Source organism: Aggregatibacter kilianii, from assembly GCF_003129965.1.
GTDB classification, from domain to species: Bacteria; Pseudomonadota; Gammaproteobacteria; order Enterobacterales; family Pasteurellaceae; genus Aggregatibacter; species Aggregatibacter kilianii_A.
Map to the genome: position 1 here is coordinate 1 of NZ_NRCJ01000017.1, position 14976 is coordinate 14976.

General features: G+C 46.3%; 15 protein-coding genes and 1 other RNA gene. 9 read left to right on the forward strand and 7 right to left on the reverse strand.

Annotated features, from left to right (window positions below; genetic code table 11):
• A partial coding sequence (locus tag DK430_RS11420) for an EF-Tu C-terminal domain-related protein (RefSeq protein WP_479873616.1) occupies positions 1–243 on the forward strand: 243 nt, incomplete at its 5' end.
• A gap of 152 nt (positions 244–395) precedes the next feature.
• Here the strand turns inward: DK430_RS11420 and DK430_RS11425 are convergent.
• Positions 396–1028, reverse strand: a complete 633-nt coding sequence (locus tag DK430_RS11425) for a TfoX/Sxy family DNA transformation protein (RefSeq protein ID WP_109079188.1) — start codon at positions 1026–1028, stop codon at positions 396–398.
• A 289-nt stretch (positions 1029–1317) separates the two neighbouring features.
• Here DK430_RS11425 and ssrA point away from each other — a divergent pair.
• Positions 1318–1683: a transfer-messenger RNA gene (gene ssrA, locus DK430_RS11430) on the forward strand.
• 82 nt (positions 1684–1765) lie between these two features.
• Here the strand turns inward: ssrA and gpt are convergent.
• Positions 1766–2230, reverse strand: coding sequence for a xanthine phosphoribosyltransferase (gene gpt / locus DK430_RS11435; RefSeq protein WP_109079189.1), 465 nt, complete (start codon positions 2228–2230; stop codon positions 1766–1768).
• Between the two features lie 115 nt (positions 2231–2345).
• Between gpt and DK430_RS11440 the strand changes: the two genes are divergently transcribed.
• Positions 2346–3806 carry an aminoacyl-histidine dipeptidase gene (locus tag DK430_RS11440; RefSeq protein ID WP_109079190.1) on the forward strand — a complete coding sequence of 487 codons (1461 nt, stop codon included), beginning with the start codon at positions 2346–2348 and terminating at the stop codon, positions 3804–3806.
• 72 nt (positions 3807–3878) lie between these two features.
• On the opposite strand, the gene rpoH is transcribed toward DK430_RS11440, so the two are convergent.
• From rpoH to narQ, 5 genes are all read right to left on the reverse strand, one after another.
• Positions 3879–4727, reverse strand: a complete 849-nt coding sequence (gene rpoH / locus DK430_RS11445; protein WP_109079191.1) for an RNA polymerase sigma factor RpoH — start codon at positions 4725–4727, stop codon at positions 3879–3881.
• Positions 4728–4862: 135 nt separating this feature from the next.
• Positions 4863–5804, reverse strand: coding sequence for a dicarboxylate transporter/tellurite-resistance protein TehA (gene tehA, locus DK430_RS11450; RefSeq protein ID WP_109079192.1), 942 nt, complete (start codon positions 5802–5804; stop codon positions 4863–4865).
• Positions 5804–6112: a DUF2322 family protein gene (locus tag DK430_RS11455; RefSeq protein ID WP_109079193.1), complete on the reverse strand. Its 309-nt coding sequence runs from the start codon at positions 6110–6112 to the stop codon at positions 5804–5806. The genes tehA and DK430_RS11455 overlap by 1 nt, the downstream gene beginning before the upstream one ends.
• A 13-nt stretch (positions 6113–6125) precedes the next feature.
• A complete protein-coding gene (gene murB, locus DK430_RS11460; RefSeq protein WP_109079194.1) occupies positions 6126–7151 on the reverse strand; it encodes a UDP-N-acetylmuramate dehydrogenase in 1026 nt (341 codons plus the stop codon).
• Between the two features lie 14 nt (positions 7152–7165).
• Positions 7166–8869, reverse strand: coding sequence for a nitrate/nitrite two-component system sensor histidine kinase NarQ (narQ, locus tag DK430_RS11465; protein WP_109079195.1), 1704 nt, complete (start codon positions 8867–8869; stop codon positions 7166–7168).
• Positions 8870–9188: 319 nt separating this feature from the next.
• On the opposite strand from narQ, the gene DK430_RS11470 reads away from it, so the two are divergent.
• The 6 genes from DK430_RS11470 (at position 9189) to DK430_RS11495 (ending at position 14900) form a co-directional block, all read left to right on the forward strand.
• Entirely contained in the window at positions 9189–9473 is a 285-nt protein-coding gene (locus DK430_RS11470) for a chaperone NapD (RefSeq protein WP_109079196.1), read from the forward strand.
• Between the two features lie 35 nt (positions 9474–9508).
• Positions 9509–11995: a nitrate reductase catalytic subunit NapA gene (gene napA / locus DK430_RS11475; RefSeq protein WP_109079197.1), complete on the forward strand. Its 2487-nt coding sequence runs from the start codon at positions 9509–9511 to the stop codon at positions 11993–11995.
• A 72-nt stretch (positions 11996–12067) separates the two neighbouring features.
• Complete coding sequence (gene napG, locus DK430_RS11480) at positions 12068–12883, forward strand: ferredoxin-type protein NapG (protein ID WP_109079198.1); 816 nt, start codon at positions 12068–12070, stop codon at positions 12881–12883.
• A complete protein-coding gene (gene napH, locus DK430_RS11485) occupies positions 12883–13764 on the forward strand; it encodes a quinol dehydrogenase ferredoxin subunit NapH (RefSeq protein ID WP_109079199.1) in 882 nt (293 codons plus the stop codon). The genes napG and napH overlap by 1 nt, the downstream gene beginning before the upstream one ends.
• 37 nt (positions 13765–13801) lie before the next feature.
• Positions 13802–14251 carry a nitrate reductase cytochrome c-type subunit gene (locus tag DK430_RS11490; protein WP_109079200.1) on the forward strand — a complete coding sequence of 150 codons (450 nt, stop codon included), beginning with the start codon at positions 13802–13804 and terminating at the stop codon, positions 14249–14251.
• Positions 14252–14264: 13 nt separating this feature from the next.
• Positions 14265–14900, forward strand: coding sequence for a NapC/NirT family cytochrome c (locus tag DK430_RS11495; protein ID WP_109079201.1), 636 nt, complete (start codon positions 14265–14267; stop codon positions 14898–14900).
• The last annotated feature ends 76 nt before the right edge of the window (positions 14901–14976 follow it).

Genomic DNA, 14976 nt, shown 5'->3' on the forward strand with positions numbered 1-14976 from the left:
GAAGAAGGTGGTCGTCATACTCCATTCTTCAAAGGTTACCGTCCACAATTCTATTTCCGTACGACTGACGTAACCGGAACTATCGAGTTACCGGAAGGTGTGGAAATGGTTATGCCCGGCGATAACATCAAAATGACCGTATCCTTAATCCACCCAATCGCGATGGACCAAGGTTTACGTTTTGCTATCCGTGAAGGTGGCCGTACAGTAGGTGCCGGTGTGGTAGCTAAAATTATCAAATAATTGATAAGACAATCCACCTAAGAAGGCGTATCGAAGGATACGCCTTTTTGTTTAGTTAAAATGCATGTGATGACAAGATAGCGAAAATAGGCTAAAAAAATACCGCACCTTAACAAGATAAGTGCGGTTTGGTTTTATCTAAAAATCAATCTTTATATCTTAATTTTTCGCAAGCCATTTGCTTCCAGTAATACATTGACTTTGCTCAGAATAGTACTTTTTTCTTTGTCTGTTAATAAAGAAACATGCTTGTTTTTCAATGCACCACACAATGTCCATAGCAATTCAACATTGGCGGATATACCGAGTTTCTTTAACCGTACATAACTGTGGATTGCTCCAAGCGATTGAAATTCGCTTACCGTATGAATATTGATCTTAGCGAGCAATCTTTCATGTTTAACAGAAAAATTGGCTAATTCCTTAACTCGCTCTTTTTTCGTTAATTCCTCGGCAAGCTTTTTCAATTTTGCTTGTTGAATAGATAATTTGATGGTCTTTTCAAAAAGTGATTTATTTTTACGAAGGGAATGGGGTAATTGATAATAACGGTGAAGGGCTAATTTATTGGTATTATTAGGATCGATTGAATAGGCTACAGCCCCTAAACTTTCTAAATAAGGTACCAGATCGTCTTCTGCTCGGAGGAAAATACTGTCATTTTGATGAAGCGCAAACATAATTCCCGAGTGAAATATGCCATATCCGGTAAATAAATTTTTAATACTCACCTCACCTACCAGTTCCGTGAATTCATCCTTAAGTTTTTGTGATACAGTTGTCATAATAGTTTCCTTAGTGTTATTGTTTTAATAACCTTATTTATATCACAAGTTAAATTTTAGTGAAGAAAATATTGTTATTTTAATGTTAAATTTGTGATCTGAGTCGAGAATTTTGAAAAAAGGTCAGTAAAAATGTTATTTTTTAGAATAAATATAGTTGTTCATTCAGAAATAACGATTTAGCAATGCAAATTATCTTATAACTAAAATTTATATAAATTATTATTTTAATAATATTTTTGAATATCTTTTATTTAATCTAATATTTTGCTATTCTTAACGGGCTTTTGGGGCTGATTCTGGATTCGACGGGATTAGCGAAGCCCGAGGTGCACGTCGAGGTGCGGTAGGCCTCGTAAATAAACCGCAAAAAAATAGTCGCAAACGACGAACAATACGCTTTAGCAGCTTAATAACCTGCATTTAGCCTTCGCTCCCCAGCTTCCGCTCGTAAGACGGGGATAAAGCGGAGTCAAACCAAAACGAGATCGTGTGGAAGCCGCCGTTTGAGGATCGAAGCATTAAATAAAATCAAACTAGCTTAATTATCGCGTGTCTGTCCGCAGGGTTAAGTGAATTTAAAGACCAGACTAAACGTGTAGTACTAACGGTAGAGGAATTTCGGACGGGGGTTCAACTCCCCCCAGCTCCACCAAATTAACAAAAAACGTGAGCCCGTTCAGCTCACGTTTTTTTCATTTGGATACCACAAAAGTGCGGTTATTTTTTCAATCGTTTTATTTTCTGGCAAGCGGCGGAACGAAACAAATGCCCATATCCCAAGGCTGTTCGATCCAAGTGTTTTGCGGAATATCCACCACATAATCATCCACCAATTCGGCGCCGGCAGGTTTTGCAAAAACCGTTACAAAACGGGCATTCGGGTACATTTCACGAATGGCGCGTGCCGTGTTGCCGGTATCCACCAAATCGTCAATGATGATGAAGCCTTCTCCGCCATTTGCCAGTTGCGCTGCGTGTAACACCTGCAATTCACCCTGCGTATCATGGTTATAACTGGCGATACAAACCGTTTCTACATGGCGAATGCTTAATTCGCGGGCAAGCACCGCCGCCGGAAACAAGCCGCCACGGCTTACGGCAATAATGCCTTTCCACTGCGAAGCCGGAAGTAAACGTTCGGATAATTTGCGTGCGTGCATATGGAACATATCCCACGTCACAACATATTTTTCACTCATAAACACACCTTTTGTCAAATTTTACGGGCCCTCGCCCAGGAAATAAAAATGGCGTTAGGATAACCTGAAACGGCATTTTATGCTATTATTTTCCCCAATTTTTTAAGGAGGAAGTATGTCAGAAATACAACAATTAAACCCGAATTTACTGTGGAAATGGTTCGATCAAATTTGCGCCATTCCGCATCCGTCCTATCAAGAAAATGAATTGGCAGAATTTATCGTCAATTGGGCAAAAGGCAAAGGTTTTTATGCCGAGCGGGATGAAGCAGGTAACGTATTAATCCGAAAACCGGCGACAAAAGGCATGGAAAATCGCCAAAAAGTCGCCTTACAGGCGCATTTGGACATGGTGCCGCAAGCCAATGAAGGGCACGCGCATAATTTTGCTACTGACCCGATTCAACCTTACATTGACGGCGAGTGGGTGCGTGCAACAGATACTACCTTAGGCGCGGACAACGGCATCGGCATGGCGGCGACCTTAGCCGTGTTAGACAGTGACGATTTACCGCATCCGGACTTAGAAGTCTTGCTTACCATGACGGAAGAACGCGGCATGGAAGGCGCCATTGGCTTGCGTCCGAACTGGCTACAAAGCGACATCATGATCAACACCGATACGGAAGAGAACGCGGACATTTATGTGGGCTGTGCCGGTGGTGAAAACGCCAACATAACATTACCCGTTGAATATCAAAATAATCACTTCTTGCACAGTTATCAAGTCGTGTTAAAAGGCTTGCGCGGCGGACATTCCGGCGTGGATATTCACACCGGACGCGCCAATGCCATTAAAGTGCTGGCACGTTTCTTAGCAAAACTCTCGCAAAATCAACCGCACTTTGAGTTCGCTTTAAATGATATTCGAGGCGGCTCTATTCGCAATGCCATTCCGCGTGAGGCGTTCGCGACGTTAAACTTCAACGGGGAGGCGGCGCAGCTAAAAAGTGCGGTGGAAAATTTCAGTGTTTTATTGAAAGCCGAATTGGCGTTAGTTGAGCCTAACCTCTCCTTTGATTTGCAACCGATTGAAAAACCAGAAAAAACCTTTAACGCTTCCACCACGCAACGCATTATTCATCTTTTGAACGTATTGCCGAACGGTGTGATTCGCAACAGCGACGTATTGGAAAATATCGTGGAAACGTCCCTTAGCGTCGGCGTATTGAAAACCGAAGAAAATCAGATTAAAGCCACGATTTTAGTGCGCTCGCTTATTGAAAGCGGCAAAGAATATGTCAACGAAATGCTGCGATCGCTTGCGGTATTAAGCGGCGCCCATGCCGAATTTTCCGGCTCCTATCCGGGCTGGGAACCGCAGGCGCATTCCCCGATCGTCGATTTGACCCACAAAATTTACGCGCAAGTGCTGGGCTACGAACCGACCATTAAAGTGATTCATGCCGGTTTGGAGTGCGGTTTACTGAAGAAAATTTATCCGAACATGGATATGGTTTCCGTCGGTCCGACCATCAAAAACGCCCACTCCCCGGATGAAAAAGTTCACATCCCGGCAGTGCAGATTTTCTGGGCGCTCATCACCCAACTTCTGGCTGAAATCCCAACAAAATAAAGGAATTTTAGGCAAAACAAAAACCGCTCAATCGAGCGGTTTTTTTACTGATATGTGTACCTTAAAAACGTTTTAAAAAGCCACCGCACTTTTCAGTTTTTTCAAGGCGTTGGTTTCTAATTGACGGACACGTTCGGCGGAGATGTTATATTTTGCCGCCAAATCCTGCAACGTAGCTTTGGTTTCGTCTAACCAGCGGGCTTTGATGATGTCTTGGCTACGCGCGTCAAGATTTTCTAATGCGACGGCAAGCTGATCGGTGGCTTGCGCCTCGTAGTTTTCATTTTCCAGCTCGGCGGCAAAGTTGGAGCTTTTATCTTCCAAATACAATGCCGGCGCGTAAGTTTCTTCATCATGTTCGTCGCTCGGTAAGTCAAATGCTACGTCAGCACCCGTCATGCGCGATTCCATTTCCATCACGTCTTGCGGGGAGACGCCAAGTTCGTTGGCGACCATATCCACTTCGTTTTCGTTGAACCAACCTAAACGTTGTTTGGTTTTGCGCAGGTTGAAGAACAATTTGCGTTGCGCTTTGGTGGTGGCGACTTTGACGATGCGCCAGTTACGCAAAACATATTCGTGGATTTCCGCTTTGATCCAGTGCACGGCGAAAGACACCAAACGCACGCCCACCTCCGGGTTAAAACGTTTGACCGCCTTCATTAAGCCGATGTTGCCTTCTTGGATTAGATCCGCTTGTGGTAAGCCGTAGCCGGAATAACCGCGCGCCACATGAATCACAAAGCGCAAATGGGATAACACGAGTTTTTTCGCCGCTTCAATATCTTCTTTATAATACAAACGCTCCGCCAGTTCCTTTTCTTCTTCGGCGGTCAGCATTGGGTATTCATTGGCTGCGCGAATATAGGCTTCTAAACTACCTTGGGGAACAAGCATCATTGTTTGAGTTTCTTTATCCATTATCTTCCTTCTTCTCTGTCAATCACCGAATCTCGCGATTCGATGCAATATAATCTGTGTTAAGTTAATCGGTTTTAGCGATTGGACTTTAACTTTTCATAGGTTATTTGACTCTATTCCGTATTAAAAGTTCTTCTATTTTACAAAAAAACGGCCCTGAATTAATAGGATGATGGTACCGAATATCAAAAGACCAATCATCGTGGAGGCAAACCAGAATATCGCCATACCAAGAGTACCGAAGCCGGCGGTTTGAGTCAAATGTAATCCGACATTTGCCATGGATGCCAGACCGAATGAAAACGCCCAAAACGGCACGCTAAATCCGTTCTGTCCGATCCAAGGTAATAAGCGGATTAAAAAAAGTAATTGTAACAAACCGTAACCGACCAGTATTTTTACTAAAAAGTCCACTTCACCGCCGTTGATGGCAAAATAAGCGGAGCACCCTACGAATGCCGGAGCCAATTGAATCCCGATAATAGGGCGGATTGGGGCGGGAAGCGGTTCCAGATTGCGTAACCGATGTAAAACGGCGGGTTCAACGGTGAGCCAAGAGAGCACGCCGGCACCGAAAAATAATATACCCCAATCAGGATAACCCAACACACCCATTGCGCCGGCACTGACAAAATTGGTTGCCACCGTCGGTAAATAAATGACCGGTGTAGTGGCTTCCGGTTTGTGTAGTCCGCGCCATAATCCGGCGGTGCGATAAGCGGCAAAAAGGAGTTGACCGATAATACCGAAGCTAATGAGCCCGACGGCCACAGGAAAAGCATAAGGCAGTGCGCCTAAACCGATGAGCGTGCTTGTAATCGGAATTAAGCTAATAAAACAGCATTGAATGACGTGATGAAGTTCTTCTTTGGCTTGTTCGGTGAAATAGCACCATTTGATAACATATGCCGTTATAAAAATTAACCAAATGACGAAGGCGATGCCAAGTAAGATTTCACCGACTGCTGCGGGTAAGTCTAAATGTTGTGCGCCATAACGCCATGCCAGTCCTAGCGCAGACAGACCTAAAACGATACTGAAATAGCTAACGGGAATGGGAAAGGATTTTTGTTGCATTAAAACACCTCAATTTGGTAATGCAAATCCTGCCGAATCACTTGCAACAGCAAATCAATGTTCGGGTGTTTCCCCTTGGTTTGGCGCGCATCTTCCGTATGCTCGGCGAAGAGGTGCAACCCTTTTTGCGCCGAAGTGCGGTCTAATTTTCCGTTAAATTCCGTTGCCAGTGCGTTATACACCCGTAATGAGCCCAATTTGCCCGGCACGGCAGGAATTTGGTGAATCGGCTTGCCGTTATCTAAGATGTTGATGCCGGTTAAGTGGTCAATAGTCGGCAATGTTGCCAAGATTTCATTAAAAGTCATGGTATTCCCCAAGTTAGCTAATGGTTTGTTGGCTATCCACTTCACCCTGTTTCCCGATAAAGCGTACTTCCGGTTGTAAGCGAACGTCAAAGCGAAGGGCGACTAATTGATAAATATGATGTGCTAATTCAACCACATCGGAGGCGGTGGCATTACCTTTGTTAATGATAACCAAGGCTTGTTGTTGATGGACTGCCGCGTCGCCGATTTGATAGCCTTTCAAGCCGCATTGATCAATAAGCCAACCCGCCGCCAATTTTACGTTTCCGTCCGCTTGCGGAAAATGCGGAATCGTCGCATATTCTTGTTGTAGGCGCTCAAATTGTTGAGCGGAAACGACAGGGTTTTTGAAGAAGCTGCCTGCGTTGCCGAATTGTTTCGGGTCAGGCAATTTGCTTTGGCGAACGGCACAAATCTCGGCAAAAACGTCCGCAGAACCGACCGCACTTTTGTCCAGATTTGCCAAGTTGCCGTATTTCAATACCGGCTTCCAATCTTTCGCCAGCTTTAAGCCGACAGCCGTCACCACATACCCTTGCGCGTATTTGTGTTTGAATATGCTCTCGCGATAGCCGAAATCGCATTCTTGATGGGTTAAGCGGAATTGCTCGCCGGAGTTGAGGTTTAACACGTCCACATAATCGCAGACGTCTTTAAATTCCACGCCGTAGGCACCGATGTTTTGAATGGGCGCGGAGCCGGCACAGCCCGGGATTAAGGCGAGGTTTTCCAAGCCGTAAATGCCTTGTTCAATACTCCATTGCACCAAGTCATGCCACACTTCGCCGCCGTTCACATGCAAATAATGAAAATGTTCGTCTTCCTTGTGTTGAATGCCGCGCAGACGATTAATCAATACCGCGCCGGCGAAATCCTCTACAAATAACACGTTGCTGCCTTGCCCCAAAAAAAGCACGGGCTGGTTTTCCCGTTGGCATTCGTCCCACACCTGTTTGAGTTGCGGAATAGAGGTGATTTCAATAATTTTTTCGGCATGCGCCGGAATGGAAAAAGTGTGGAACGGTTGTAAATTCTGCATGGCTTTCCTCTGAATTAAGATAATGTGTGCGCCAAGGTGACTTTCACTTCGGTGCCGCCGCTTGCTCGGTTGGCGATGGTAAGTCTAGCGTTAAGTTGGGTGCTGCGCTCGTGCATGATGTTAAGCCCGTAGTGTCCGTCGGGCTCTTCCAAGCTTGGAATGCCAACGCCGTTATCGCGCACAATAAGTTCATATTCGCCGTCTTCGTTGGTGTGGGCGATGACCTCAATAAGCGTGCCTTGCGAATGTTTAATGGCATTCAGCACCGCTTCGCGTACGATTTGCAAGGCGTTTACCAACTGCTGTGCGTTAAAACTTTGCGACGGCAAAGAGCAATCTACGCTCATTTGAATCTCCGTTTGATTACGTAAGGAGTCAATCACTTGTTCCAACGCCAGTTTTAAATTGGCTTCCTGAATGGTTAAGCGGAAGGTCGCCAGCAATTCCCGTAACTGGCTGTAACCGTCGCTCAGGGCTTGTTCAAATTGTTTAATGATCAATAAACTTTTTTGTTTGGAATCCGCTTCGTCTTTATTTAAGTTATGTTTTAACAACGTCAGCTGAATTTGCAAAAACGCCAGCACTTGCGCCAAGGAATCATGCAATTCGCGGGCGATAATGGCGCGTTCTTCCATCAACAATAATTGCTCCTGTTGGCGTTGCGTGCGTTGAAAATACAAAGAACGACTGAGCATTTGCGCCACATTTTGCATGGTGCGTAAATCAGGACAAGGCAAACCCGCCTGCCAATACAACACCGCCAGGGTTTCCCCTTCAATATTCACTTCCGTTTGTTGCGATTCTAAGCGCTCGTCTTTCACGCCTAAGCAAATGTGCAAATGTGCCGCATCCAGCACGTCCAGTTCCAAATAACGCAAATGCTCGCTAATCATGACATTTTGTAGCACCAGTTGCAAAATTTTGCCGTCGATTTTATTGGTGGTGACCAGTTGGGAGCAGTGATACAGCGTGGTCAAAGAGCGGTTGGTTTGTTGCAACTTTTGCGTTTTTTCATTCACTGTGGCTTCCAAGCCGGAATACAGTTTGCTCAACTCCGATGCCATTTTGGTGAAGGTGCGCGCCAAATGCCCCAGCTCATCTTCTTTACGCAGATCTAGCGGAATATGATTAAACTGCCCCATTTGCACCTGCGTACTGGCGCGGGTGAGTTGTTCTAGGGGGCGTACCACCGCTTTGCGGGTGTACCAATTCACATAAGACACCATAATAACAATGAGCAACATGGAAAAAATAATGACGCACAACGCCCAAATCCACTTTTCCTCCGCCGAATGCTGCAACGTGAACACAAACTGATCCACTTGTTTCACATAATTGGCAATGTTCTTTTGATATTCGCTGAAATTTTGCTCGCGCGCCAAGCGCTCCATGGTTTCCCAGCGTTTGATCAAATTGTGGTAGGCATCTTTCACGTCTTGCGACACAAAGGGTTGATAATTGATTTCCAGCAAGGATTTTGAATGCAGACTGACGCGATATTGACGCAAGCTCGTTTCCACCATTTGCGGCTCGTGTTCAATTTCATATAACAGGCGATAACTCTGCATACGCAATGAGCCGGATACGTTAATCGCTTCCGCATAGGAACGATTACCCGCCATTAACGCCAGACTTAACGCGCCAATAATGCCGACAAAGATAATAATGACCATCAGATAGTTGGCAATGCGGGTGGAAACGGAATGTTTGATTTTCACAATAAAAAGCCTTGGTGGAAAACGTGCCGCTAGTTTAACAAAAAAGTGCGGTGGATTTTACAAGAGTTTTTAAAAGGCAACGTAAGGCGGGAGTGAATGACGAAATTTGATCTAAAACAAATTAGCCATAAATTACCCGGGGTAGAGCCCTAAAATACTCATTTGTAGTGATAGGAATTCATGGGCAACGAATTAATATGCGAGACCTAAAAATAGATTTATCGCTAAAAAAGTCATCATGCGAAAGACCGTCGTGGTTATGACACTGAGATGAAAAATATCCAATCAATACGATAAAAATACGTTATCCGAAAGAACAATGAATAATAAAGATACTTTAACCATGGAAACCGCTCAAAACTGGCATGTTGTCGGTTTGATAGTGCAAGGCAAGCCGCAAAAAATAGCGGCGATTCGCACCGCACTTTTGGCGATTCCACATACTGAAGTGCCGACCTTTGATGAAAAAATCGGCAAGATTGTTGCCGTGATGCAATCTCATGATCAGCATATTTTGCTGAAAAATATGGAGTCTGCAAAAGAGATTGACGGCGTGATCACGGTGTCGCTGATTTATCATCAACAGGACGAACAACCTGAATAATCAAAATCATATATAAAAATAGTGGGGGAAACGCTATGAATTTAAGTCGTCGAGACTTTATGAAAGCCAATGCTGCGATGGCTGCAGCAACGGCAGCCGGATTAAGCATTCCGGTGAAAAATGTTGAGGCTGCGGAATCCGAGATTAAATGGGATAAAGCGGTTTGTCGTTTCTGCGGTACCGGTTGTGCCGTGTTGGTGGGAACAAAAGATGGTCGCGTTGTGGCATCTCAAGGTGACCCGGATGCGGAGGTGAACCGTGGTTTGAACTGTATTAAAGGCTATTTCTTGCCGAAAATTATGTACGGTAAAGACCGTTTGACCCAGCCGATGTTACGCATGAAAGACGGCAAATACGATAAAAACGGGGATTTCACGCCGGTTAGCTGGGAAACCGCATTCAACACCATGGCGGAAAAATTCAAAGCCGCAATCAAAGAATTAGGCCCGAACGGTGTGGGAATGTTCAGTTCCGGACAAACCACCATTTTTGAAGGCTATGCCAAATCCAAACTCTGGAAAGCCGGTTTCCGTTCCAATAATATTGACCCGAACGCCCGTCACTGTATGGCATCTGCGGCAGTCGCTTTCATGCGTACGTTTGGTATGGATGAACCGATGGGTTGCTATAACGACATCGAACACGCCGAAGCCTTCGTGCTTTGGGGCTCTAACATGGCGGAAATGCACCCGATTTTGTGGTCCCGTATTACCGATCGTCGCTTATCTAATCCTGATGTGAAAGTTGCCGTACTTTCCACTTATGAACACCGTAGTTTCGAGTTGGCGGATTACAGTCTAATCTTCAAACCGCACACCGACTTGGTGATTTTAAACTACATCATTAATTATTTAATCCAAAACGATGCCATTAACTGGGATTTCGTCAATAAACACACCAAATTCAAACGCGGCGAAACTGACATCGGTTACGGCTTGCGCCCTGAAAATCCGTTAGAACAAAAAGCGAAAAATGTGAAAACGGCAGGCAAAATGTATGACAGCAACTTTGATGAATTAAAAGCCTTGGTTGCCGAATATACCTTAGACAAAGCACATGAAATGTCCGGTGTGCCGAAGGACGTACTGGAAAGTTTGGCGAAATTGTATGCCGATCCGAATAAAAAAGTGGTTTCTTACTGGACCATGGGCTTTAACCAACACACCCGTGGCGTATGGGCGAACCACCTCATTTACAACATTCACTTGCTCACCGGTAAAATTTCCATTCCGGGTTGCGGCCCGTTCTCCTTGACCGGTCAACCGTCCGCTTGCGGTACGGCGCGTGAGGTAGGAACCTTTATCCACCGCTTACCGGCAGACTTAGTGGTGACCAATCCGAAACACCGTGAAATCGCTGAAAAAATCTGGAAATTGCCGGCGGGTCTTATCACTGACGTGCTGGGCTTCCACGCCGTTGCCCAAAGCCGTGCGTTAAAAGACGGTAAAATGCGTGTGTTGTGGCAAATGTGTACCAACAATATGCAGGGCGGTCCGAACATTAATGAAGAAACCTTCCCGGGCTGGCGTAATCCGGACAACTTCATCGTGGTGTCCGACCCGTATCCGACCGTTTCCTGTTTAGCCGCCGACTTGATGTTGCCAACTGCTATGTGGGTGGAAAAAGAAGGGGCTTACGGCAACGCGGAACGTCGTACCCAATTCTGGCGTCAACAAGTAAAAGCGCCGGGCGAAGCTAAATCCGACGTATGGCAATTAGTGGAATTTTCCAAATATTTCACCACCGACGAAATGTGGCCGGCGGAAATTTTAGAGAAAAACCCGGAATACAAAGGCAAAACCCTATACGAAGTGCTCTATCGCAACGGTCAGGTGGACAAATTCCCGTTAAGTGAACTTGCGGAAGGTCAATTAAATGATGAGTCACATCACTTCGGTTTCTATTTACATAAAGGCTTGTTTGAAGAATATGCCACTTTCGGTCGCGGCCATGGTCACGACTTGGCTTCCTTTGACACCTACCACAAAGCGCGCGGTTTACGCTGGCCGGTGGTGGATGGCAAAGAAACCTTGTGGCGCTACCGCGAAGGCTATGACCCGTACGTCAAAGAAGGCGAAGGCGTGGCGTTCTATGGTTATCCGGATAAAAAAGCGATCATTCTTGCCGTGCCTTATGAGCCGCCTGCAGAATCACCGGATGCGGAATACGATTTGTGGCTCTGTACCGGTCGTGTGTTGGAACACTGGCACACCGGCACTATGACCCGTCGCGTACCGGAATTACACCGTTCCTTCCCGAATAATGTGGTTTGGATGCACCCGACGGATGCACAAAAACGCGGCTTGCGTCATGGCGATAAGATCAAAATCTCATCCCGTCGCGGTGAAATGATTTCCTTCTTGGATACCCGTGGACGTAACAAAGTGCCGGAAGGCTTGGTTTATACCACCTTCTTTGATGCCGGTCAGTTGGCGAACAAATTAACCTTGGATGCCACCGACCCGATTTCCAAAGAAACCGATTTCAAAAAATGTGCGGTGAAAGTGGAAAAAGCGGCTTAAAAAACGTGGTGAAAATCAACCGCACTTTTCTGTCTCCAAGGCAAAAAAGTGCGGTCAAAAAATCGAAAGAATATGCAAAAACCGACTGTAACGCCCGAACGCCGTAAGTTCCTTAAAGATGCTACCCGCACCGCCGGTGGGCTTGTAGGGCTTGGCTTGTTGCTTGGCTTACAGCAAAAACAAAGTTTGGCGCGAGAGGGCGTGGCATTGCGTCCGCCCTTTGCCATCGAAGACGAAGAAAAATTTGCCGCCGCTTGTATTCGTTGCGGTCAGTGCGTGCAAGCCTGCCCTTACGATATGTTGCATTTGGCGTCATTGCTCTCGCCGATGGAAGCCGGTACGCCGTACTTTATCGCACGGGATAAACCCTGCGAAATGTGTCCGGATATTCCGTGTGCCCATGCTTGTCCAAGCGGCGCGTTAGATCGTGAAGCACAGGACATTAACGAATCCCGTATGGGGTTGGCGGTGCTGTTGGATCACGAAACCTGTTTGAACTGGCAGGGATTGCGTTGCGATGTGTGCTATCGGGTGTGTCCGTTAATCGACAAAGCCATTACCTTGGAAAGTCATCGTAACGAACGCACCGGCAAGCACGCGGTATTTATTCCGACCGTGCATTCCGATGCCTGTACCGGCTGCGGCAAATGCGAACAGGCTTGTGTCTTGGAGGAGGCGGCGATTAAAGTGTTGCCGATGCACTTGGCGAAAGGCGTCTTAGGCAAACATTATCGTTTGGGCTGGGAAGAAAAAGCGAGAGCGGGACATTCTCTGGCGCCGAAAGATTTGATTTCCATGCCGACCCGTATGCCGGAAGCCGGTATGCCGACAATGGGCGCGGAAGAGATTCCGGAGCCGATTCTGGCACCGACGCTAGGAGGCAAGTAATGGCGAATGCACCTAAATTTGCAGGCAGAGAAGCGCGGGAAAAACTGGGCTGGTGGCACGCCAATCGGTTTTTATTCTGGCGCAGACTTACGCAATTAAGCATCCTAATGATGTTTTTAAGCGGCCCGTACTTTGACGTGTGGATTTTGAAAGGCAATTACAGCGGAAGCCTGTTGCTCGACGTGATTCCGTTAAGCGATCCGCTGATTACGCTGGAAAGCCTTTCTACCGGGCATTTACCGGGCTCGCTGACCCTCATCGGTGCGTTGATTATCTTTGGTCTTTACGCCTTGTTAGGCAGCAAAGTCTTTTGTGGTTGGGTGTGCCCGCTGAATGTGGTCACCGATTGTGCCGCCTGGCTGCGTCGCAAACTGGGGATTCGCCAAACGGCGAAAATCCCGCGCGGCTTGCGTTATGCCATTTTGCTGATGATTTTAGTCGGTAGCGCAGTAAGCGGTTTGTTGCTGTGGGAATGGATTAATCCGGTAGCGGCATTAGGGCGTGCATTAATTTACGGCTTCGGTGCCACGGTATGGTTGGTTTTAGCAGTATTTTTCTTTGACTTATTGATTGTTGAACACGGTTGGTGCGGACATTTGTGCCCGATTGGCGCCACTTATGGCGTGATCGGTGCGAAAAGCCTGATTCGGGTCAAAGTGATCGACAGAGCAAGATGTGATAATTGCATGGATTGCTACAACGTTTGTCCCGAACCGCAAGTGTTACGTTCACCATTACACGGAAAAAATAACGAAAGCCTGCTTGTGCTTTCACAAGATTGTATCAGTTGCGGACGCTGCATTGATGTTTGCGCTGAAAACGTATTTACCTTTAGCCATAGGTTTAACAACGATATTCCTATCGTCACCTTAAACCAATAAAAACAAAAAATTCCATCATTCGGGGGAGTGATTAAAAATGACTAGAAAAAATCTCTTTGCTTTTAGCGGTGCGCTATTTTCGGCATTGTTCGCCACGTCTGTCATGGCACAACAGCCAACGGAAGGTGCCGGTGACTTTTTCAATAATTCACCGGAAAGCGTTGCACCGGCATTCCATGATGCGCCGAAACAAAGCGAATTGCCGGCGTTAAACTATGTAAACCAACCACCTATGGTGCCGCATAGCGTGAAAAATTATCAGGTGACAAAAAACGTGAACCAATGCTTAAATTGCCACAGCGTTGAAGCCTCCCGTGTCACCGGCGCTACCCGTATAAGCCCGACCCACTTTATGGATCGTGACGGCAACCTTGGTTCCAGCTCCTCTCCGCGTCGTTATTTCTGTTTACAATGCCACGTTTCTCAATCCGATGTTGAGCCAATCGTGCCAAATGAATTCAAACCGATGAAAGGTTACGGAAAATAATTAAGAGGTGGTTATGTCAGCGAAGAAACCTAATGTTTTAGTGCGATTCTGGCGTTGGTTCAGATCGCCTAGCCGTATTGCGGTAGGCACGATTATCGTCTTATCCTTTATCGGCGGTATTTTGTCCTGGGTCGGTTTTAACTACGGTTTGGAACAAACCAATACCGAGCAATTTTGTGCCGGCTGTCACATGAATGATGCGTACCCGGAATATTTGCACAGCGTACATTATCAAACCCGCACCGGCGTGGGCGCCAGCTGCCCGGATTGTCACGTGCCGCACGAATTCGGACCGAAAATGTGGCGTAAAATGGTGGCGGCAAAAGAAGTGTACGCCCATTACATGGGCTTAACCGACACCTTGGAGAAATTCAACGCCCGTCGTCCGCACATGGCGGAAAACGAGTGGGAACGTATGAAAGCCAACGATTCTCAAGAATGTCGCAATTGCCACAAAATGGATCGAATGGATTTCTCCCAACAAAAAACCGTGGCGCAAAAAATGCATAAATTTGCACAGGAAAACGGCAAAACCTGTATTGATTGCCATAAAGGTATTGCGCACAACCTGCCGGATATGAGCCAAGTGTCACCGGGTTGGTTGCAAGATGCGGAAGTGAAACCGGAAGCGTCAAAAGAGAAAAAATAAATCGGTGGAAAAACGTTGGATTTTTTAACCGCACTTTAAATGAAATAGGCACCTTCAAGGTGCCTATTTTGATTGC